At 60.3% G+C, this 22672-nt stretch carries 18 protein-coding genes and 1 pseudogene; 17 read left to right on the forward strand and 2 right to left on the reverse strand.

Annotated features, from left to right (window positions below):
- Window positions 1-19: 19 nt before the first annotated feature.
- The 12 genes from GIW57_RS14835 (at window position 20) to GIW57_RS14890 (ending at window position 14969) form a co-directional block, all read left to right on the forward strand.
- Window positions 20-637, forward strand: a complete 618-nt coding sequence (locus GIW57_RS14835) for a cation transporter (protein WP_014159605.1) — start codon at window positions 20-22, stop codon at window positions 635-637.
- A gap of 308 nt (window positions 638-945) precedes the next feature.
- Window positions 946-1266 carry a hypothetical protein gene (locus GIW57_RS14840; protein WP_062167471.1) on the forward strand — a complete coding sequence of 107 codons (321 nt, stop codon included), beginning with the start codon at window positions 946-948 and terminating at the stop codon, window positions 1264-1266.
- A 556-nt stretch (window positions 1267-1822) separates the two neighbouring features.
- Window positions 1823-3538: a phosphoethanolamine--lipid A transferase gene (locus GIW57_RS14845; RefSeq protein ID WP_055765228.1), complete on the forward strand. Its 1716-nt coding sequence runs from the start codon at window positions 1823-1825 to the stop codon at window positions 3536-3538.
- A 71-nt stretch (window positions 3539-3609) separates the two neighbouring features.
- Complete coding sequence (locus tag GIW57_RS14850) at window positions 3610-3981, forward strand: diacylglycerol kinase (protein ID WP_027080084.1); 372 nt, start codon at window positions 3610-3612, stop codon at window positions 3979-3981.
- A gap of 141 nt (window positions 3982-4122) precedes the next feature.
- On the forward strand, window positions 4123-4434 hold the full coding sequence (locus tag GIW57_RS14855; protein WP_126941536.1) for a hypothetical protein: 312 nt from the start codon (window positions 4123-4125) through the stop codon (window positions 4432-4434).
- A 56-nt stretch (window positions 4435-4490) separates the two neighbouring features.
- Complete coding sequence (locus GIW57_RS14860; protein WP_062167469.1) at window positions 4491-5744, forward strand: TolC family protein; 1254 nt, start codon at window positions 4491-4493, stop codon at window positions 5742-5744.
- On the forward strand, window positions 5741-6994 hold the full coding sequence (locus tag GIW57_RS14865) for an efflux RND transporter periplasmic adaptor subunit (protein ID WP_062171269.1): 1254 nt from the start codon (window positions 5741-5743) through the stop codon (window positions 6992-6994). Before GIW57_RS14860 ends, GIW57_RS14865 begins: the two co-directional genes overlap by 4 nt.
- A gap of 15 nt (window positions 6995-7009) precedes the next feature.
- Window positions 7010-10246, forward strand: a complete 3237-nt coding sequence (locus GIW57_RS14870) for a CusA/CzcA family heavy metal efflux RND transporter (protein ID WP_027080081.1) — start codon at window positions 7010-7012, stop codon at window positions 10244-10246.
- Window positions 10247-10324: 78 nt separating this feature from the next.
- Window positions 10325-12784 carry a heavy metal translocating P-type ATPase gene (locus tag GIW57_RS14875; protein ID WP_027080080.1) on the forward strand — a complete coding sequence of 820 codons (2460 nt, stop codon included), beginning with the start codon at window positions 10325-10327 and terminating at the stop codon, window positions 12782-12784.
- Between the two features lies 1 nt (window position 12785).
- On the forward strand, window positions 12786-13511 hold the full coding sequence (locus tag GIW57_RS14880) for a response regulator transcription factor (RefSeq protein ID WP_051176182.1): 726 nt from the start codon (window positions 12786-12788) through the stop codon (window positions 13509-13511).
- Between the two features lie 69 nt (window positions 13512-13580).
- The gene (locus GIW57_RS14885; RefSeq protein WP_017354992.1) at window positions 13581-14303 is read left to right on the forward strand and encodes a hypothetical protein; all 723 of its coding nucleotides are present in this window, start codon (window positions 13581-13583) and stop codon (window positions 14301-14303) included.
- A gap of 387 nt (window positions 14304-14690) precedes the next feature.
- Window positions 14691-14969, forward strand: a complete 279-nt coding sequence (locus GIW57_RS14890) for a hypothetical protein (RefSeq protein WP_027080079.1) — start codon at window positions 14691-14693, stop codon at window positions 14967-14969.
- Between the two features lie 12 nt (window positions 14970-14981).
- Here GIW57_RS14890 and GIW57_RS14895 read toward each other — a convergent pair whose 3' ends face one another.
- Together GIW57_RS14895 and GIW57_RS14900 are read right to left on the reverse strand one after the other, a co-directional pair.
- On the reverse strand, window positions 14982-16079 hold the full coding sequence (locus GIW57_RS14895; RefSeq protein ID WP_017354990.1) for a UvrD-helicase domain-containing protein: 1098 nt from the start codon (window positions 16077-16079) through the stop codon (window positions 14982-14984).
- On the reverse strand, window positions 16057-17637 hold the full coding sequence (locus tag GIW57_RS14900) for an AAA family ATPase (protein ID WP_236511779.1): 1581 nt from the start codon (window positions 17635-17637) through the stop codon (window positions 16057-16059). Before GIW57_RS14900 ends, GIW57_RS14895 begins: the two co-directional genes overlap by 23 nt.
- 272 nt (window positions 17638-17909) lie before the next feature.
- On the opposite strand from GIW57_RS14900, the gene GIW57_RS14905 reads away from it, so the two are divergent.
- From GIW57_RS14905 to GIW57_RS14925, 5 genes and pseudogenes are all read left to right on the forward strand, one after another.
- Complete coding sequence (locus GIW57_RS14905; RefSeq protein ID WP_017354988.1) at window positions 17910-18950, forward strand: DNA-binding protein; 1041 nt, start codon at window positions 17910-17912, stop codon at window positions 18948-18950.
- A 74-nt stretch (window positions 18951-19024) separates the two neighbouring features.
- Complete coding sequence (locus GIW57_RS14910) at window positions 19025-19375, forward strand: helix-turn-helix transcriptional regulator (protein WP_049404629.1); 351 nt, start codon at window positions 19025-19027, stop codon at window positions 19373-19375.
- Between the two features lie 174 nt (window positions 19376-19549).
- Window positions 19550-19969, forward strand: coding sequence for a CopL family metal-binding regulatory protein (locus GIW57_RS14915; RefSeq protein WP_080354476.1), 420 nt, complete (start codon window positions 19550-19552; stop codon window positions 19967-19969).
- 115 nt (window positions 19970-20084) lie between these two features.
- Window positions 20085-21956 carry a copper resistance system multicopper oxidase gene (locus GIW57_RS14920; protein ID WP_017354985.1) on the forward strand — a complete coding sequence of 624 codons (1872 nt, stop codon included), beginning with the start codon at window positions 20085-20087 and terminating at the stop codon, window positions 21954-21956.
- Window positions 21953-22672: pseudogene (locus GIW57_RS14925) on the forward strand (copper resistance protein B); the annotation flags it as partial. The gene GIW57_RS14920 and the pseudogene GIW57_RS14925, both read left to right, overlap by 4 nt.

Here is a 22672-nt window from a genome sequence, read left to right on the forward strand (position 1 = left end):
TGCGACTGGAGATGTTCCGATGAGTGATTGCGGCTGCCACCACGAGGCCAAGAATGCGCAGGAGCGGCGCGTCCTCTGGATCGCCCTAGCGTTGAACGCGGCGATGGCCGTGATCGGCGGCATCGCCGGCTGGATTGCCCATTCCACTGGCCTGCTGGCCGACGCTCTGGACATGCTGTCCGATGCCACCGCCTATGCCATTGGCCTGGTCGCTATCGGGCGCACGGCGCGCTTCAAGGCCAATGCCGCTTGGGTCAGCGGCAGCGTGCTGCTTGTGCTGGGTGTGGGCGTGTTGGTTGAGGTGGGCCGCCGGGTGATGTACGGCGCCGAGCCGGTCAGCGGCTGGATGATTGGCACCGCCCTGCTGTCGCTGGCGGTCAATATGGCGGTGCTGCGCATGCTGGCACCGCTAAAGTCCGGCGAAGTGCATCTGCGAGCGACGTGGCTGTTCACGCGGGCCGATGTGGTCGCCAATGTTGGGGTGATCCTGGCCGGTCTGTTGGTGTGGTGGCTGGCCAGCCCGTACCCGGATTTCGTGATCGGCGCCCTGATCGGCCTGTATGTGATCAAGGAAGCCTTCGAGATTTTAGGTGATGCCCGCCGGGCAGGTGCCGACGCGCGCAAGACGGCTGCATGACCAGGCTTGGCCGACTGAGCTCGGACTCTGGCGGCTGCGCTTGAACCCGGCACTGTCACGTGGCGCAGCTGGCCCCCGACCTAATCCGTCGCAGCTCAATCTGCGTGACCGTGCGGAAGCTCAGGCAAAACGTTAACTTTCTGTTCTTCGGATGCCGGATTCCGTCAATTTCCCGCGCCAGCTTTTGCCTGGCCACCTGACTCGCAGAGGCCACTCGAGCCCGCGAGATTGATGAATAAGCGTCAGCTTGCTGATGAGCGGGACCCAAGGTATCTTTCCGGCCTCAAATGTATCAGTCCTAGCCACACGTGCCTTCCATTGTCATCCATGCCAAGCGCTACGCTCTGGCACTGCTGCTCGCAGTGATGATCATCGTGCCTGTCGTTGATGCTTCGGTCTGCTTCTCTGAGGAGCAGTCACACCAGGAAGTGGCAGGGCCAGGCGATGGCCACCCCGATAAGGCGCATGCCGCTTGTGGTCACGGTCACTGCCACCACAGCAGCACTTTTGTGGCGTCCAACGGTTTCACCAGTGCCGAAGCCGCAAGAAATGAAGGCGGGCACACGTTCTACGAACAGCCCATGACGTCCCACATCCCGGACACGCTGATTAGACCTCCCAGGCTTTGATCGCATAACAGGCGCAACGCGCCTGTCAGTCCTTCTGCGATCACCTTTGTGTAGGTCTTTCCATGAACACATCTTGTTGCTGGGCGCTCCGTGCGCTCGGCCGACGCGTGGCTGCACGTGCAGTCGCCGGCCAGTACTGCGCCGCCTTGAAGAAGGCGACCTGAATGCCCTTCTCAACATCTACCAATCTCCGAACTGCACGCGATCGAGCGGCACTACTGATGGCAACCTCCGTGCTTGCCATCGGCGCATCTCTTGGTGTGCGCGATTTTGGGCCTGTCGACGAACCGAGATTTGCCTTGGTTGCCACCCAAATGGTGGCAACCGGAAGCTCGCTGTTCCCGCGTCGGGGAGCGGAGCTGCACCCAGACAAGCGTCTCTTCATGTGGATCTCGGCTGCACTGCTGTCACTGACCCAAAACCTGCGGACCGCGGTCCTGGCCCCTTCGCTGGTGTCAGGCGTTGCATATGTGTGGATGGCTTTCCATCTAGGAACGCGCAATGGCGGCCGTGTGCGCTAGGGGCGCGCGCGGTGGTCAATAAAAAGGAATCACCAATGCATTACGTGAAAACAGAATTCAACCGAGGCAGTTCGCGCGGGGGCCTAGGCTCAGATCCACTGGGCCGTCTTGGCAAGCCCATCTGCGGCCCGCAGCTGGGCGTCAACACGTTGATTATCATCGTGGCGATGTACTTCACGTTCTTTCTCAACAGCGCGTTCTTCGCAGAAGTAATTGCGAAGAGTGGTGCGGACGGAGCAGCTCGTGCGCTACTTGTTATCTCTACGGGAGCGATCCTCACTGCCTTGAATGTGCTCATTCTCGGATTGCTATGCGTTCGATGGACGGTGAAGCCGGTTCTTGCATTGCTTCTCGTCGTGTCCGCTACTGCTGCCTACTATTCAGACAATTACAGCGTCTACTTCGACGCCAGCATGGTACGAAATGTGCTGAAGACCGACGGCGCTGAAGCCGGAGAGTTGCTGACCTGGGGCTTCTTTCTTGCGGTACTAATTAAAGGCGTCGTGCCAGCTATCGCGGTATGCATGGTAAGGCTCCAACGTTCTTCCAATGTGACGCGGGCGATACTTGCAAGAGTGCTTCTACTTGGCATGGCGGTTGTTGTAATCGTTGGCGCGGCAATTGCGTCATTCGACGACCTCTCATCACTCATACGCAATCACAAGCAAGTCAGATACCTTGCAAACCCTGGAAACTACATCGCTTCCATTGCGAAGGTTGTGCGAGAAGACACCCGTGCGGAGCGCGGTCCGATCCAAGTGGTTGGCCCCGATGCCATGATGACGCCTCATCCGCCAGGCGCGAAGCCCCACTTCTTGGTCATCGTTGTAGGTGAGACGGTTCGTGCGCAGAACTGGGGTTTGAATGGATACGGCAGACAGACAACGCCACAGTTGGCAGCGTTGGACGTCGTCAATTTCTCAGACGTGACCGCCTGCGGGTCAAACACCGAAGTGTCGGTGCCCTGTATGTTCTCTGCGTACGGGAGGCGAGACTACGATCGAGACAAGATCAAAGGTTCGGAGTCGCTTCTGCATGTTTTGGAGCGTGCCGGGGTCAGGACCCTATGGCGTGACAACCAGACTGGATGCAAGGGCGTCTGCTCTGATCTGGCATTTGAATCCTATCGCGTGCCGGTCAAGGATGTTCTGTGCGACGACCAAGCATGCCGTGACGAGATTATGCTGCAAGGTCTGCATGACTCGATCGAGGACAACCCTGGTGATGTCGTTGTCGTTCTACATCAGCTGGGGAACCACGGACCCAGCTACTTCAAGCGATACCCGGAAGATCTGACGAAATTTACTCCCGACTGCCGAAACGCAGACTTGGGCAAGTGCACACGCGGTGAAATCGTCAATGCGTATGACAACGCGGTCCTTGCGACAGATGACTTCCTTGCAAAGACAATTCGCATGCTTGAACAGGACAAGAGTCACGATACCGGGCTGATCTATGTCTCCGACCACGGCGAGTCATTAGGGGAGGCGAACGTCTATCTTCACGGGCTCCCCTACGCTATCGCCCCTGATACTCAGATCAAGGTGCCGATGGTGATGTGGATGTCTGATGGTATGAAGAGCAGCAACAACCTGGACCTTCAATGTGTCCGGGACCGATCAAAGCAGCCGTCCAGCCACGACAACCTCTTCCATTCTGTGCTTGGCCTGATGCAGGTTAGGACGACGGTGCTAGACGAGAGCCTAAATCTGTTCTCAGGCTGTACCAGCAACGCCGGTCACAGCCTATAGCCGACCACGGCGAGTATCGCTGTTGGAAGACCCGTGAGCGTCTCTTGGGCCCAAAAGAAGGAAACATCGAAGTGGCAGATATGTACGGTCATCGTCCGCGGAGCATTGCGCGCGTCTTTGAGGCGCTTCGCTGGTCTCTCCAGGGGCTGAGATCAGCTTGGCTGCATGAATCGTCGTTTCGGTTGGAAGTTGTTATGGCCGCGGTGGCATTACCTACAGCTATCTTTTTCGGCAACTCAGGGGTAGAGCGAGTGCTTCTCATGGGGAGCGTACTGTTCGTTTTGGCATTCGAGCTGCTGAACTCCGCTATCGAGGCAGTGATCGAACGGTATGGCCCAGAAATCCATGAGCTGGCTGGTCGTGCGAAGGACATGGGGTCGGCTGCGGTGTTCGTGGCTCTTTGCAATGTCGCCCTCACATGGGCCGTTATCCTTGTGGGTTGATTCCCTGGGTCCCGACCTGAACGGGGCTAGGGTGCGTTCAAGCACAGCCACCGTAGTGTTTTTATGTAATTGTATCCGTCCAAAAGAGGTTGCTAACCTTTCCCAATGCGTCGCTCTCTGCCTGCTATTCGTATATACCTGATGCTGCTGCTTTTGGCGGCGTTCGTGGTCGTGCCTGTGGCCGAGGCATTGGCGTGCGCGCAAGAAGCGACGGTCAGCGTGGGCGATGTGCACGCCTTGCAAAGTGATTCAGACTCCGAGTCGAGCAAGAGCAAGGATTCGTCCAGTGCCGATGCCTGTGGCCATGGGCATTGCCACCATTCAACGGCAAGCCTCCCAGCTGCCGGTCACGACGATCTGTTCGCCGATGGCCGGATTTCGCTGCACAGTACCGAGCACGGGGACGTCTACGCCCTCCGACTCGACGGACCCATGCGCCCCCCCCGTATCTGATCTGGCTCTGCCCCGCATTTGCGGGTAGTTCGCTCAGATAATTTACGGGAGTTTTTATGTCGATTTTGACGGGTCGGTCGCTTTCAGCGACCGGGTTGGCTGTCGCTGTTCTGCTGGCGTTGGTGCCAACCGGGCATGTAGCTGCTCAAACTGCACCATCTTACGAATCGTTGCTTTCTCGCTTGAACCAGATGCCTGCGACGGTCCAAGGCGTCGCGCTGGCTGAGGCAGCCGAGGCGCGGGTACAACAGGCTCGGGCACTGCCCAATCCGACGGTCTCCATCGAAGCGGAGAACGCCTACGGCACTGGTCCCTACAAAGGTTTCTCAAACGCTGACAGCATTGTCACCCTCTCCCAGCCGCTGGAGATTTGGGGTCAACGAGGGGCCCGAGTGCGCGCCGCGCGTGCGGAGGCTGGGGCTGCAGGCTTGCGGGGTGATCTGATGCGCAGTGACGCAGCGGGTCGCCTGGCTGCGACATACGCCGAAGCAGAGGCTGCGCTGCGCCGATATGAGTTGGCCAGCGAGGCATTGGCCTTGATTGAACAGGACGCCAAGGCGGTAGCTGCGATGGTCAGCGAGGGACGTGAGCCCAACCTGCGCGGTGTGCAGGCACGGAGCGAGGTCGCCAATGCAAAGGCCAGCCTAGATGAGGCCGAGGCCTACCGGGATGCGGCGCTTGCTCGCCTAGCCGGGGTGTCCTTAGTGGACAGCCCGCTGACCGACATCGGCGAAAGCCTGCTTGACCGAGTGCCCTCTCACCCAATTGACAATGAGGCCGCCCCGCTTGCCGTTCGTATCGCCCAAGCCGAAGCGGACGCCTCCGGCCGCCTTATCGATGTTGAGCGCAAGCGTGCGTTGCCACAACTGAGTGCATCCGTGGCTCAGACGCGCTTCCGCCAAGCGGGCGACCAAGCTTACAACGTGGGCATCAGCCTTTCGATCCCCCTATTCGATCGTAACCGCGGTGCGATCCAGGCGGCCTATGCGGAACAACGTGCTGCCGAAGCGGTTCTGGAGGCTCAGAGGCGTGACAGTGAGGCGGCCCGTTTGGGAGCGGTAGCGAGTCTCAAGGCATCCAACAGCCGCGCACGAGCAGCGGATGAAAGCGTACAGGCCGCAGATGAAGCCTATCGGCTGGCCCGCATCGGATTTGAGGCAGGTCGTATATCGCAATTGGAGCTGCGCAGCACGCGATCAACCCTGATCGCTGCGCGTGGCAGTGCTGTGGATGCCCGTCTTAGCCGGGTGGCAGCAGAAATCGACCTCGCCCGCCTTGAAGGGCGCGCACCGTTTGTGGAGGCAAAATGAACAAGTACGGAAACAAGACGCTCATCGGAGCGACGCTGCTGGCTACCTTGATGATGACCGGCGCGCTGACCTCATGCAGTGGCGGGGCGCAGGAGGATGCCAAATCCACCGGTACGGAGGCAGAAAAGCCGGCTGGAAAGGATGATGGTCACGACGATCACGCAGCTGACGCAAAGCCGGGCTCCGCCGAGGCGCACAGTGAAGGTGATGGTGATGGCGAACATGGCGAAGAGGAGTCCGAGGAAGGTGTAGTCAAGCTGACGCCTGACCAGATCAAGGCATCTGGCATCGGCGTGGTGGCTGTCGGCCGCGGCGGTGGCGCATCGACCCGCCTTGCAGGTCGCGTCGAGCCGGCCATCGGGGGGCGTGCTGCCATCGCCTCAACGGTCACCGGCCGCGTTGAGCGCGTGCTTGTTGCGCCGGGTACAGCCGTCAAGAGCAACCAGCCCCTGGTGATCATTGTCAGTGGAGAAGCTGCGACCTTCAAAGCCGCCGCCACTGCCGCTGCGGCGGAGGCCGAAGCCATTCGCCTGGCCTACGGCCGCGACAAGTCTCTTGTCGAGCAGGGCGTAGTGGCTCGCCAGGAGCTGGAGGCCTCGCGCGCGCGCTCTTTGGCCGCTGATGCCGCCGCTAGTGCTGCACGTGCACAGGTAGCGGCCAGTGGATCTCCGGACAGTTCCGGCCGGGTGACAATCTCCAGTCCTGTCGCTGGCGTGGTTGGCAACGTCCAAGTGACGCCCGGTGGTGTCGTCTCAGCTGGAACGCTTGTTGCGGAGGTTTCCAATCCGGACATGAATGAACTCGTATTCACTGCACCGCCAGCACTGGCCACTCTCGCGGTGCCCGGAATGAAGCTGGAAGTGACTGGCCCGGGCGGAAGCTTCGAAGCTGAGGTGATTGCCGCCGCTGCGAATGTGATGCAGCAGGGAGGCACCGCGACCATTCGCGCCAAACCAATTTCGGAGAAGTTGCCACCGGCCGGCTCCCCCGTTTCGGCCGTCATCATCGCCGATAGTGCCGCTGAAGGTATGAGTGTGCCGGCGGATGCGGTCCAAAGCGTTGATGGCAGAAGTGTTGTCTTCGTTGCCGTCCAGGGTGGTTTCCAGGCTACGCCGGTACTCGCTGGTCGTCGTGCAGGTAATCGAATCGAAATCCTTAACGGCCTGACAGGTAGTGAGCGCCTCGTAGGCGCCAATGCCTTCCTGCTCAAAGCCGAACTGGCCAAGGGCGAAGCCGAGCACGGCCACTAAGGGAACTCATACACCATGTTCAAGATCATCATTGAAGCAGCGGTCAAGTTCCGTTGGCTCGTGGTGTTTCTGGCTGCTTCGATTGCCTGCTTTGGCTTGTTCCAACTGAGCAAGCTGCCAGTCGATGCTGTACCAGATATCACCAACCGCCAGGTTCAGATCAATACCATCGCACCTGCCCTTACTCCGGAGCAGATTGAACGCCAGGTCACCTATCCTCTGGAGACGGCCTTGGCCGGCATCCCAGGTCTGAACACCACTCGCTCCCTATCACGCAATGGCTTCTCTCAGGTCACCGCGATCTTCACTGATCAGACCGACATCTATTTCGCCCGCCAGCAGGTGGCAGAGCGGATGCGGGAGGCTGCCGGAGATCTGCCCGAGGGCGTGTCCCCCATGCTCTCCCCGGTTACAACCGGGCTGGGCGAGGTTCTCATGTGGACGGTGGACTTCAAGCCATTCGACCCCAAGAAGCTGGCCAAGCCCGGCCAGGCTGGCTGGCAAGAGGGTGAGGTCTACCTGACACCAGAGGGCGATCGTCTTGGAACCGCCCAGGAGCGCGCAACGTACCTGCGTACTGTCCAGGACTGGATCATCGCACCACAGATGCGCTCCAGCCCCGGCCTGGCCGGTGTTGATACGGTGGGTGGGTACGTCAAGGAATACGGCATCTACCCCGACAGCGCTCGACTGGCGGCATACAACTTGGGTCTGGCCGATCTGGTCCAAGCACTGGAACGCTCCAACGTCCAGGCTGGCGCGGGTTTCGTCCAGCGTGCGGGCGAAGGCCTGGTCGTTAGGGCAGACGGCCTTGCCCTGACGACCGACGACTTGGCTCAGTCGCCGGTGGCCACCAAGGACGGTGTGGTCATCCGGGTGGCCGATGTTGCCGAGGTCGGTATGGGGCGCGCCCCACGGCTTGGTGCAGCTAGCCGAAATGGTCATGAGGCGGTACTGGGCACGGCACTGATGATCGCCGGCGGCAACAGCCGCACCGTCGCTCAAGCTGCAGCTGAGCGCCTGGCACAGGTCAATGAATCTCTGCCCGCCGATATCTTCGCAGAGCCAGTGCTGGACCGTAGTGTGCTGGTTAACTCCACTGTCAAGACTGTCGCCAAGAACCTGACCGAAGGTGCCCTGCTGGTCGTAGTTGTGCTGTTCCTGCTCCTGGGCAACCTGCGTGCGGCAGCCATCACCGCATTGGTCATTCCGCTGTCGTTCCTGTTCGCTGTTATCGGCATGAACAAGTTCGGCATCAGCGGCAACCTCATGAGTTTGGGTGCGCTGGACTTCGGCATCCTTGTGGATGGCGCGGTAATTGTGATCGAGTCCACCCTGCTGATGCTTGGCAAGCGGCGTGCGGAACTCGGCCGACCCCTCAATGCCATGGAGCGACTGCGTGTGGCCGCCGACTCGGCGAGGAAAATGGCGCGCCCTGCAGCCTTCGGCCAGGTGATCATCCTGTTGGTGTTCGCACCGATCCTTACGCTGGAAGGTGTGGAGGGCAAGACGTTCCAACCGATGGCCGCCACCTTCATGCTCGCCCTCGTTGGCGCGTTTATCTTCTCGTTCACCTTTGTACCGGCGATGGCTGCCCTGTTGGTCAGGGAGCCCAAGCTCCACGCGAACAAGGAGGGGCACGAGAGCGACCAAGACGAAGAACATGAGACTGCCATCATCCGCGTCCTGCGCGGCCGTATTGAACCGGCGATCCAAGCGGCGATTCGTAGGCCCAAGGCAGTGTTCGCTGGCGCCATTTTGATGCTCGCGATGGGCGTGGTCGGCTTTACGATGCTGGGTCGAGAGTTCATGCCAACGCTTGATGAGGGAAATCTCGCTATGCAAGCGTTGCGTGTGCCATCGACGTCGCTTGAGCAATCGTTGGCTATGCAATTGGCGCTGGAGAAGGCCATTGCTGCTGAACCAGAGGTTGTGACGGTCTTCTCGCGGACCGGTACTGCAGAAGCAGCTATCGACCCCATGCCGACCAACATCTCCGACAGTGTGATCGTACTTAAACCGAGAAAGGAGTGGCCAGACTCTTCCCTGAGCAAGGAGGATCTGATTGCAAGGTTTGAGAAGATCGCCGCCTCGCAGATAGGCAACAGCTTTGAATTCAGCCAGCCCATCGAGCTGCGCTTCAATGAGCTGATCTCAGGCGTGCGTACGGACCTGGCCGTCATGATCTACGGCGACAACTTCGAGCAACTGCAAGCTGTTGCCGATCAGGTCGCGCTGAAGCTGAGGAATGTCCAGGGCTCAGCGGATGTCCGTGTTGAACAGATTTCCGGCCTGCCCACGCTCAATGTGGCAATCGATCATCTTGCAGCTGCGCAGTATGGCCTCACGGCAGCGGACGTGAGCGACGCGCTTTCAACCGGTATTGGCGGCGCTGCGGCAGGCAAGATCTTCGAGGGCGACCGCCGGTTCGATGTTGTTGTGCGCCTCGGCGACGATGCACGCAATGACCCCGATCAGCTCGCGTCACTGCCGATTGCAACTCCAACTGGGGGCATCGTGCCGCTCTCCTCTGTCGCACGCATTGAGATCAGCGAGGGGCCGAACCAGATCAGTCGAAACAATGGAAGCCGTCGTGTGGTGGTGCAGGCAAATGTTCGCGGTCGTGACTTGGGCGGGTTTGTTGGAGAGGCCCAGGCGGCGGTGAAGGACGTACAGCTTCCGCCGGGCGCCCACATGACGTGGGGAGGTCAGTTCGAGAACTTGCAGCGGGCTGAAAAGCGACTCATGACAGTTGTTCCGATTGTCTTCCTATTGATCGGCAGCCTGCTGTTCATGGCATTGGGCAGCGCAAAGGAGGCGGGCCTGGTGTTCACCTGCGTCCCACTGGCCCTGGTTGGCGGAATTCTCGCGTTGCTGGTGCGTGGTATGCCGTTCTCGGTATCTGCCGCCGTCGGATTCATCGCGGTATCGGGTGTTGCGACCCTGAATGGATTGGTGCTCATGCAAGCCATCAGAGAGAGGCTTGATGCAGGTGACAGTCCATTGATCGCTGCAATGAACGGTGCCGGCAGCCGAATTCGCGCGGTGGTGACCACCGCGCTGGTGGCGATCGTTGGCTTCATTCCAATGGCTATTGCGAGTGGATCTGGTGCTGAGGTGCAGAAGCCTCTCGCCACGGTGGTCATTGGCGGCCTGTTGACCGCAACAGTGCTAACACTTCTTGTGCTGCCGACATTTGCGGGACGCTTGGCCAAGGCAGGCCCGAAAGGGCAACCGGAAACTGTCCACTGAATGATGGAGTGTTTGGGCCCGGCAGAGCATCTGCCTGCCGGACTTCCCGTTCCATTTTTATGACGTTGGAGGGAACAAATGAACCTGACCACAGAACTCGAACTGCCAGTAATACTCCCAGGTGTCTCTCGGGACGACAGCTGCGTCCAGAGGCTGGTCGCTGGTCTTCAGGACATGGAGGGAGTATCGCGCGTGCACATTCGCGAGGGTAGCGACGAAGCTCTCGGAACGCTCTGCATTCATTACGACCCCGAGATCGTCTCGCTTCAGCGAGTGCGAGAGGTGGCGGCATCCGTGGGCATTGAGTTGGGTGATCGGTATGGCCACCTTTTCTTGGAGCTTGGTTCGGCCGTTCACGCACGAAAGGCAAGGACAATTGCGGCGCAAGTGCAGGCCGTACCAGGCGTCATTGAAGCCACCACCAGCCCAGCTGGTGGCATAAGCATCGAGTACGAGAGAGCCAAGACAGGCGAGGCGGAGCTGAGAGCGAAGCTTGAGGCGCTGGGTGTAGCGCAAGAGCCACCGAGTCCGAGGGGAGATTTGAAGGATCAGCACGAAGGACACGATCACAAGGACCGACAGGACCCCGGTCATTCCCACGGGGGCACGCTAGGTGGCAATAGTGAGCTGATCTTCTCACTTGCTTGCGGCCTGCTCCTGATCGTGGGATTTGCGATTGAAAAGCTTGGGTTGACCCAAACGCCCTGGATCCCCACAGCGTTTTACGTAGCAGCCTACGTCTTTGGCGGCTGGTTCACGCTTGGCGAGGCGATCGGGAACATCAAGCTGAAGCGCTTTGAGATCGATACGCTGATGCTGGTTGCAGCGGCAGGCGCAGCCGCGCTCGGCGCATGGGCCGAAGGCGCCTTGCTTCTGTTCCTCTTCAGTCTCGGTCACGCCCTTGAACACTACGCGATGGGCCGGGCTAAACGTGCGATAGAAGCTCTCGCCAAGCTTGCCCCAGAAACTGCCAGGGTGCTGAGGAATGGGCAGGTCGTGGAAGTCCAGGTTGAATCGTTGATACCTGGAGATGTGGTGGTCGTACGTCCCAATGACCGGATGCCGGCGGACGGATTCGTTATCAAAGGGGCTAGCAGCGTTGACCAAGCCCCTGTCACCGGGGAAAGCATCCCGGTTGATAAGCTGGCAGTCAATGACGCTGCTCTAGCACGGGATCGACCTGATTCGGTGGTAATGGAGTCACGTGTTTTCGCCGGCACTATCAATGGCTCCGGCGCCCTGGAGGTTGAAGTCACGCGTCGATCAGGCGAATCGGCACTGGCCCGCGTCGTCAAGATGGTGAGCGAAGCCGAAACCAGGAAATCGCCAACGCAGCGCTTCACAGACAAGTTTGAGAGGGTATTCGTTCCCGCTGTTCTGATCTTGGCCGTGCTGTTACTTTTCTCATGGATCGTGATCGATGAGCCATTCCGCGACAGCTTCTATCGAGCGATGGCGGTACTTGTAGCGGCAAGCCCTTGCGCACTGGCAATCGCGACTCCAAGCGCGGTTCTAGCGGGAATTGCGCGAGCTGCGCGAGGTGGCGTACTCATCAAGGGTGGCGCACCACTGGAGGAGCTGGGCATGGTCCGTGCCATCGCGTTCGACAAGACTGGAACGCTCACTGAAGGCAAGCCGCGAATTACCGACATCAAAGTGATGCAGGGAACGACAGAGCAGGAACTGCTTCACGTTGCCGTCGCCGTCGAGGCTTTAAGTGACCACCCTTTGGCCGCAGCTATCGTTCGAGATGGTAATACTCGCCTGGGCGATGGACCGGTCATGGTAGCGACAGACCTCGCTAACTTCGCTGGAAGAGGCGTTCAGGCGAAGGTGAACGGCATTGACGTGTGGATAGGAAAGGCAGAAATGTTCGGTAACGACGGCATTGGCGCTCTATCCGCGGGTGCGGAGTCTGCCATTGAGGAGCTCCGTAACGCCGGCAGAACCACGATGGCCGTTCGCCTAGGTGATCGCGACCTAGGTGTCATCGGCCTTATGGATACGCCCCGGCCAGAGGCGCGTGAAGCCCTGGACAAGCTAAGGCGCTTGGGCATCCAACGAATGATCATGATCTCTGGCGACCACCAGACTGTAGCTCAAGCCGTGGCAACGGACGTGGGTCTAAACGAGGCATGGGGAAATCTCATGCCTGACGACAAGGTGAAGGCAATACGTCAGTTGAAGGAGACGGAGCGAGTGGCAATGGTCGGCGACGGTGTGAATGACGCACCCGCAATGGCTAGTGCCAGCGTCGGAATTGCAATGGGTGCCGCCTCTTCGGACGTAGCGCTGGAGACTGCCGACGTCGCGCTTATGTCTGAGGATTTGAGACAGGTTGCATTCTCTGTAGCGCTTAGTCGACGCACGAAACGGGTGATCCGTCAGAACGTGTATGTGAGCCTGGGCGTCGTAGCGTTGTTGGTTCCTGCGACCATCCTAGGTCTTGGCATTGGACCGGCTGTGGCAGTGCATGAAGGTTCAACCTTGTTGGTTGTATTCAATGCGCTGAGGCTCCTTGGCTTCCGTCAGTCGTGACATGCGAATTCTAGTGATTGAGCGCGATCGAGAAGTCGCTTTGAAGATTCTGGCCTACTTCGAGGCCCGAGGGCATCAGCTTGATACCATCGGGGACGGCATCGCCGGCCTTCACTTTGCGGCGTCCAATGGTTACGACGCAGTCATTCTTGATTGGATGCTTCCTCGCATGGAAGGCCCGGAGGTTCTGAGAAGGCTGCGGTTGAATCACGGTGTTTCAGTTCCTGTTGTGATGTTGGCTGCAAAGGTTGCGCTCTCGGACAAAATCATCGCTTTCCGCTCCGGTGCAGATGACTATGTGACCAAGCCTTTTGAGCTCCCGGAGCTCGAAGTTCGCCTAGAGGCGTTGGTTTCCCGTACGGAGGGACGCGTAACAAGGAGGCGGCTGCTGATCGGAGAGCTCACGTTGGACCTGAGTACGTTGGAGGCCACACGGGCTGGAAAACGACTGCATCTGTACCCAGCTTGCAGGAAGCTCCTTGAAGCGCTGATGCGGGCAAGTCCTGCCGCTGTGACCAGGCGGCAGCTTGAGCACACTCTCTGGGGTGACGACCTGCCCGACGGGGATCTTCTGCGATCACAGATGTCCAGCCTGCGGCGAAGCATTGATGGTCCGTTTGAGGAAAAGATGATCCAGACGCTGCCGCGGGTTGGGTATCGACTGATACCGCCATCAAGGCCTATGCCCCCCCCCGGGGAAGGGAGGCCCTATGACGGTGAGGCGTAGACATGGCTGCAGAGCCGTCAGTGCAGACCTTGAGCGCCTGACTATTTGGCCACGTATTCTGATCAGAGTATGACCATGTGGAAGCCAGCCGCACTCCCAATTGGCGCGTTCTTGGCCGCAGCGATTTGGGGCGCAGCGGCCATGGTGCCCTTCGCGCCGGCATCAGAAGAGATGATGTTTTGGATACCGGTGTCGATTGCGCTAACGAGTGCGGCTGCTGCATTGGTAGTTGCGATGATGCAAGACATCATTCTGGTCGCGGTAAAGAGATGGCCACTGTTCGTGAAATTCTATCCAACCCTCTGCTTGGAGCCACTCCCCTTTGCATTCCTTCCAATCGTGCTGTCACTCGCCGGAATTGCGGAGTTCGGTCCAGCGATGCTGAGTGCAGCTCTATTGCTGATCGGCTTCTCGTTTGCGGAGACTCTCTTCGCCGCCGCCCTCCACAGAGCCCGGGCGACGCCGACCGCGGTTGTGATCTCGATGCAGTGCGCTGCTCTGGTGTTTGCAGTTTACATGTACAAGAAAGGCATCCAAGCGAACGTCAGTGACATCAGTTGGCCGTGGTTCGCATCGTCTGTCACTGCCATGAGTCTATTCTCCTTCCTAGTCGGAAGGTATTGGGCCAACCTGCTTCGTGATGCTGAGGTGGGGTTCTCTCCCTTACTGAAGTGGGTTCTGGTCACCTTCATAGCTGAAGGATCTACTAGTGAATGGAGCCGGTGGAGATTGAAGCAACCTATTAAGCAACGCAGACCACCGGGGCTTCGGTCCAAGCCTCGCAGGAAATAGGATCCGATCAACCAATCCAAATCATGGAGGCTAATTCTTGACAACTGCGAGCGCGACAAATATGACGCAAGGGCGGATGGGACCACCCGTCGTCAGTCTCGCTCTGTGAGAGGTGGCGCATCGAGATCACGTTTGTGGAGGTCTTCTACCGGCCGGAAGCAATACCCCGAGGTAGGTCCGTGGTGGCGACTTCTGGTTTCAATGCGCCCGAAGCCCACCGGAGCCTCAAAGATGCGCGCTCAGGGTTGCAGCGGTCGCTGGCGACAGTCGTCATCGGCCGGAGCCTGTCCCCCGCCTACCAACCTTGCTGGCAAGGCCGGTGTTTTTTGATTGCAAGATTCAGACCTATCCCGCCTGACAATCACATTCCCTGGAGTCACCGCCAACATGAATGAAGCCGAGCTGGAACAAGTGCGTACGGCGATGTTTACCGACCCCGGCGTGAAAGCGGTGGATGACCTGCGCCTAGTCCCCGCCAAAGAGCGCGGTCGTGCGATCGCGGCCACCATCACCGTCGCTGCGCCCTCGGTCGACCTGGACCTGGTGCATGCGGTGATCGCCCGCGTGCTGGCCGATCAATTTGACATCGATCAGGTCATGCTGTGCTTCAACGACCCGGGTCCGGTGCCACCACAGCCCACAGCGGCGCCCTTGAAGAAAATGTGATCGCCCGTGGCTCTATGCGTCTGCGTTGGCGGGCGCATAGAGCTGATAACCCGGCAACGCGCACGCGCCGGCATACACAAAGGCCACGCTTTGCCGCGCCCGGGTGAAGGCCACGTAGTACTTTGGTGGGGCGGTGATACGCGCTGCATCTGCCGTGCGCAGGTACTGTGTCAGCGGGCCGTTCGGAAAGATGAGGACCCGGCTGTAGGTGCGGCCCTTGCACTGCCCAAAGTTCACGGCCGGTAGTCCGTCGCACGCTTGCCGCCGGTCATGCCGGAGCACGGTGGGCGCAAACTCCTGCATGTACGCTTCAACATCCGCTGGAGCGACGAGGTAGATGCCATCGTGCCCGGTGACCTCGCCATTGCCTGATTGGGTTCGCGGCATCTGCGGATAGAGCGTGTCCGCCATATCGCACAGGGCCTGGACGCAGCGAAGGCTGATGAGGCGGTGATCCAGCTGGCATAAGCCGTCCGCCTCCCAAATCTGAAACAGCGCTGCCAGATTGGGTCCACGATACTGGCTGTGCCTTTGAGCATAGTTGGTGGCATACGTCGCCTGCCGCGTATCACCCACCAACGTGATGGCAATGCCGCTCTTCAACAGCCGCTCGACCAGATCCAGATCAAAGCCGGCGAGGTCCTGAACTTCGTCGATGTAGAGCTCGTCGTACATGGCCGCCAGGCGTGCCATGACCTGACCTTGGGTGAGCTCATCGCAGCGCACAGCGAAATCGGCCGCCCGGTCCGAATACATCCGGTTGCCTGCCAAGTAGTGGCGCGCCACCTGGGTGCGTGGGGCCCTGTTATTGGTGACACCTTCTACGAACAGGATGGTCTCGATGCGAGGCTCAGGGCAAAGCGCTGCCTGGTACGGGCGGATGCACTGGCACAGCAGGAAGCCATACCAGCTGTGCAAAGTGACATGCACGGGGACCGCACCGGCGTGGACCTCAAACGAGCGCCGGATCTCTTCTAGATTCTCCAGCGTGTAGGTGACAATCGCGATGCGACGCCCAGGCCGCTCCAGGGCCTGCCGGACCAGCAAGGTGGTCTTGCCCGAGCCGGCCGCCGAAAGCAGGACCCGGTTAGGTGATGGCGCGCTGGACATAGTCGGGGAACCTGATCGAGTGCGGGCTGTTGAAGATCGCCAGGGCCGTATCGGTCTTATGGCCCTTCATGTACTTGAGCAGCGCCACCTCATCGGCAAACGTCTTGCCCAGCACGGTATTGAGTTCGGCCAGCGAGTTGGCTTTGATCAGCTGCTCTTCCAGCGATGGGGCGCTTTCGTCGGAATCGTAATAGATCGCGTTGATGTGTTCGGCATAGCGCTCCTGCACAACGGCGATATCGCCATCATTGTCGGTGATCACCTTGGCCTGGATTTTCAGCCGATCTGCAATCTGCAAGAAGCGCTTGAATGCCAGCGACTTGACCGAAATGATGTCTACGCCGCGAGCCATCGGCGCCACGCCATGGTGGTCGCTGTAGGCGCGCTGCACGATCAGCTCGTCGGAAGGGCCTTCCACCAGGATCGCCTGCTTGGCCAGGATCAATCGCAGCGTGTCGTGGCCCGGCAGCTTCATGAAATAGTCATGGGTATCGCTCGGCAGCTGGTCCAGCTTCATCTGGCCCTGCGCGCTGAACAGGATCACGTTGTCCACGCCCAGCTTATTCAACACGAAGCTGCTGTGGGTGGCGATGATCACCTGCTGGGCGGTGGAGAGGGCCGCAATCTTGTCGATCAGCTGGGTCATGCTGGAATAGGACAGATGGTTCTCCGGCTCCTCGATCATCAGCACGTGGGCAGCGCCGGCCGCGTGCATCGCCAGCTTCATCTTCACCGCGCTTTGCTCACCCTTGCCGGCCTGGGTGAACGGGAGCTCATCCAGGTAAGGTGACAAGCTGGTTTCCCATGTTGAGCGCGGCGATGTGTCCACACCCACCGTCAGCGCCCGGTGGCTGATGTCCCCGGTGTGCTCGGTCAGGTACGCATTGATGGCCGCCACGTCCGCCTCTTCGGAAAAACTCTGCCGCATGCGGCGGAAGCTCAACGACAGCGAGACGCGCTGCGCAGGCGTCAGTGCCTGATCGATGATGCCGGCGATATAGCGATCGGCACCGGACAAGGTCTTGATGCCGTGAGTGTCGATGATGGTCGAATCGAACGGAATGCTGCGAGCGGTGACGCCATTGTTGGCGAAGGAATACCAGCGCACCGTGTAGTACTCCACCGGCAGGCTGACCGCACCCTGGTGCTGCTGCAGGTAGGCGTTGAACTCCTCGCGGTAGTCGTCGTTGAGCTCGACCAGCAGCCGGATGCCGGCGGTATCCAAGCGCAGGGAGTTGTTGGTGCCGCGCAACGACGCCAGCGCGACATCTGCGCCCAGATAGGCTTCGATGGAGATCCGTGGCGGCGAAGCCGGCGTGCCTGCAGCAAGGGTCGCCAGATATTCCTGCACCGCGGGCTGGTGGAACAGGTAGGGCGTGAGCTCGTAGGCGAGATTGCGCCCATGCAGTTGCCCGGTGACCACCACGTGGATGGCCTCCAGCAGGGCGGACTTACCGACCTCGTTGTCGCCCACCACCAGGTTCATGTGGGCGTTGAGGGGCAGGTCCAGATGGCGAAACGACTTGAAATTGTCGATGACGATACGTTCGATCGGCATGCACAGTCCTTTGATGGCCAACGAGTTCGGTGGCGGCGCCTGCTTGCACCCCGGCTGGCCTCCTTTCCGCTCTGGGCCAAACTACCCAGGGATCGCCAGCCTTGGGCGGTTTCGTACTGTTTTGACGACTTGAAATGGCCGAAACGCTGGTTACGCGGGATAATTCAATATTATCCCGCCTTTAGATACGACCCGTACTCGGCGAGTAGTGTAACTTGATTGGTATGTAATTACGTGGTATGTAATACATTACGAAATAGTCGGAGAGTGCGATGGCACGCGGCGGCTTGTACAAGAGCGACATCCAGAAGGCCCGCGATGCGCTGCGGGCACAGGGCAAACACCCGTCGGTGGACGCGGTGCGGGTGGCGCTGGGCAACACCGGCTCCAAGACAACCATTCACCGCTACCTGAAGGAGCTGGAAGAAGATGAAGGGCAAGGCCTTGGCGCCAAGGTCGCGGTCAGCGACGCGCTACAGGACCTGGTCGGTCGGCTTGCCGGTCGCCTACACGAGGAGGCCGAGGCTGTAATCGCCGAGGCCCGGCAGCGCTTCGAAGCGCACTTGCAGGAGCGTAGCGAGGCGCTGGAACGCACCCAGCAGGAGGCGTCCACGCTGAGCGCGCAGCTTCAGCGCATTGAAACTGCCTTACGCGAAGAAAAGACGACCCACGCCGCAGCCCAGCAGGCCTTGGCCGAACGGGTCACCGAGGTCGCGCAGCTCGGCGAACGGATCGCGGGACTGACCGCGCGGCTGGCGGAGCACGAGGCGCATGCCCAGTCGCTGGAGCAGAAGCACCAGCATGCTCGCGAGGCGTTGGAGCACTACCGCACCTCGGTCAAGGACCAACGCGAACAGGAACAGCGCCGCCACGAGCACCAGGTGCAGGAACTGCAGGTCGCGCTGCGCCAGGCCAACGAGGCGCTGACCGCCAAGAACCACGAACTGGTTCAGCTCAACCGCGACAACGGGCAGTGGCTGGAACGCCACAGCCGCCTAGAGAGGGAACTGGCGCAGGTGCGGCAAGCTGCGGACGACCAGCGGAAGGAGCTGGACGCGCTGCGGCTTACGGCTGCGGAGTACCAGGCCTTGCTGGCACGCTGGACCCAGGACGCCCAAGCGTTGGAGAGCGCACGGGTCAAGCTGGCCAATGCTCACGCCGACTTGGCCAAGGAGCGAGAACGGCGTGAACAAGCCGAGGCCGAAGCGTTGCGTGCCGGTGTGCGCCAGGACACCTTGGAGCAGTTGCTGGCGCAGTTGCGGCCCGATCGCGCCGACAGTTCAGGTACCAACAAAAATCCGGCAACCAAATGATTTCACGGAAGAAAAAAAAATTCTGGGGGGCATTTTTGCACGTATCTCGGCTTAACCCCACATCCGCCATCCTTATGGGGTTTCCATGGGGGGTGCGCGTGACTTTGTCCGTCGACTCAACACCGACCTTCGCTCGACGCCTCCAACAAGCCCGCCTGCACACGGGTTTGTCGCAGAAGGAGTTGGGCATCCGGGCCGGTCTGGATCCTTACGTGGCCAGCCCCCGAGTCAACCAGTACGAACGTGGCAAGCACGAGCCCAAGCTGGAGACTGCTGAGCGGTTGGCCCAAGCGTTGGGGATCCCCGCCGCCTTCCTTTACACCGACGATGATCTGCTGGCCAAGTTGCTCCTGCGCTGGGGCTCGCTAAGCAAGCAGCAGAAGCGGGAGTTGGTGAAGCTGATCGAGGCCACACCCGAGAAGTAAACCGAACAAGCGCTAGCCCTATGGGCAACCCTTCGCCTCAACCCGCCCATTGGGCGCTCCTGGAGGGAGCTGCAGTGGCCGTGACTAGTGCGACTGACAAGTGGCGGCATCTCAGGCCTACTTGAGATTTTGTTCACGACCGATACACACGCGCCTTGTCTAAAGTGATTTACAATGTCGCCCGTGTCAGCCTCCTCACTTCTACTGCGACTGCTCCTGATCGTCATGCTCGTGCTTAACGGCGCGTGGTCGGCATTTGCGTCGATCAGTATGAACCCGGCCATGGAAGCGCAGGCCAGCGAAGTGGCTGCCGCGGTGCAAGGCGACGAAGACTGCGTCGCCCATCACAGTGCTGAGAATCATCCCGATGCCACCTCGATTGAAAGGGCTGGCACTGGGCATGGCGACCATGCCGGTCCCGACTGTTGCAAGTCTTCTGCGTGCCGGTGCGCCTGCGTACACGCGTGCGCGAGCGCACTTCCGGCGCGCCTGCATGTTTCGGTGCAACTGGCCTTGGGCCTGGATGTCATGCCGCTGCCCCTAGGGCATGCGGCACCTGCCTTGCCTCATCTGATCCGACCACCGATCGGCTAAGCGTCCCTAAGCGCCGCAATGGCGCCGTTGGTGTGGCTTGCATGCCTATTTATAGGCCAGCCGCCCGCTCTGTACCACCGCCCGCCGGTGGCAACACGACGCTTGGAGCATTTTCATGTCGCATGATGATTTTCGTGGTCCACACGGTGGACCGCCGCTGCTACCTTCGCGGCGGCGATTTGTCCAGGGCTTGGCCTTGGGAGGCGCAGTCGCAGGATTAGGTTTCTGGCCCAAAGCCAGTTGGGCGCTCAAGGGCCCGGGACAACCCAACGTACTATCGGGCACCGAGTTTGACCTAACCATCGGCGAGACGCCGATGAACTTCACCGGCAAGACCCGCACCGCGATCACCGTCAATGGGTCCGTTCCGGCGCCGTTGCTGCGTTGGCGGGAAGGCACCACGGTCAACCTGCGTGTCTCCAATGCATTGCCCGCTAACTCCCTCCATGGCGCGGACACCTCCATCCATTGGCACGGCATCATTTTGCCGGCCAACATGGACGGCGTGCCGGGCCTGAGCTTTGACGGTATCGGACGTGGTGAGACCTACCACTACCGGTTCACCCTGCATCAGGGCGGCACCTACTGGTACCACAGCCACTCGGGGTTCCAGGAACAAGCCGGGCTCTATGGCCCGATCATCATCGACCCATTGGAGCCGGAGCCCTTCAGCTTCGATCGCGACTACGTCGTGATGCTGAGCGATTGGACAGACCTGGACCCGACGGCCCTGTTCGATCGTTTGAAGAAGATGCCGGGCCATGACAATTACTACAAGCGCACGGTCGGCGATTTTGCGCGCGATGTGAAGCGCAACGGCCTGTCGGCCACGTTGGAAGATCGCAAGATGTGGGGCGTGATGCGGATGACGCCCACGGATCTGTCCGACGTCAACGCCAACACCTACACCTACCTGATGAACGGCACGACCTCGCTGGGCAACTGGACCGGTTTGTTCCGCAGTGGCGAGAAGGTGCGCCTGCGTTTCATCAATGGCTCTGCCATGACGTACTTCGATGTGCGTATTCCGGGGCTAAAGATGACCGTGGTGGCAGCAGATGGCTTGTATGTCCATCCGGTTTCCGTCGACGAGTTCCGCATCGCGGTAGCAGAAACCTTCGATGTGATCGTGGAGCCCTCCGGGCAGGACGCATTCACCATCTTTGCCCAAGACTCCGGTCGCACCGGCTACGTCAGCGGCACGCTCGCCGTGCGCGAAGGATTACGCGCGCCCGTTCCGTCTGTGGATCCCCGGCCGCTGCTGACGATGGCAGACATGGGCATGGATCATGGATCGATGGATATGTCTGGCGGCAGCAAGGGCATGGAAGGCGGCTGTGGTGCGGCCATGGGCATGCCTGGCATGACCCCACCTGCCAGCGGTAACGCGACCTCGGCCCATGCAGGCCATGCGATGCCCGCCGCCGGCGATGGTGCCATGGCAGGCATGCAGCACGGGGGCATGCAATCACACCCTGCCAGCGAGACCAACAATCCCCTGTTGGACAACCAGGCCATGAGCGTGAGTTCGCGCTTGGATGATCCGGGTAATGGCCTGCGCGATAACGGCCGTCATGTACTGACGTATTCCATGCTCAAGAGCACCTTTGAAGACCCTGACGGACGCGACCCCGGTCGCGAGATCGAGCTGCATCTGACCGGACATATGGAGAAATTCTCCTGGGGCTTCAACGGTCAGAAGTTCTCCGATGTCAAGCCGCTGCGGCTGAACTACGGCGAGCGTATGCGCATCGTATTGGTTAACGACACGATGATGACCCATCCCATCCATTTGCACGGCATGTGGAGTGACGTGGAGGACGACAACGGCAACTTCATGGTGCGCAAGCACACGGTGGATATGCCGCCGGGTAGCCGACGCACGTATCGCGTGCGTGCCGATGCGTTGGGCAGCTGGGCGTTCCATTGCCACCTGCTTTATCACATGGAAGCCGGAATGATGCGCACGGTGAGGGTCGACGAATGAACATCAATAGACGCGATACCACCCTGACTGCGCTGACGCTGGCTATCTCGCTGGCCCTGGCCAATGCGGCCAGCGCCCAATCCATGCAGCACGGCTCCATGCCGATGGAGCAGGGCGCGCAGACCCAGACTCAGGATCACTCTGCACAACAGGCGCCGACATCAAAACCTGCGCCAGCCCAAAAGCCTGCAACACCGGCCAAGCCGAGCGAAGCGACGATCGATCATGCGACGATGGGCCACGCCGCGCCGCAGGCTAAAGCAGCCGAGCCTGCCATGCAGGGCATGGACCATTCGCAAATGGGGCACGTCTCGCCCGCGAGCACACCTGCGGCGCCCACAGCACAGGCGCAGTCGATGCAGGGCATGGATCACAGTCAGATGGCACAGCCCGCTGCAGCCGACACCTCTAGTACGGCCACGCCTGCGATGCAGGGGATGGACCATTCCAAGATGGGGCACGGCGCGCCTCCGAGCACGCCCGCAACGCCCAAAGCGCAGACACAGTCGATGCAGGGCATGGACCACAGTCAGATGGGACACGGGCCTGCAGTGCCAACGCAGCCGCGCACCCCGATACCCGCGGTGACGGACGCGGATCGCAAGGCGGCCATCGCGCCGGAACACGCGCATCCGGTGCATGACAACTCGATCAAGAGCTACGTGCTGCTCAATCGCCTGGAAGCCTGGGATGCCGATCCGGGCACCGGGCTGGGC

The organism is Stenotrophomonas sp. PA-6-5C (assembly GCF_021605635.1).
Taxonomy (GTDB): Bacteria; Pseudomonadota; Gammaproteobacteria; order Xanthomonadales; family Xanthomonadaceae; genus Stenotrophomonas; species Stenotrophomonas lactitubi.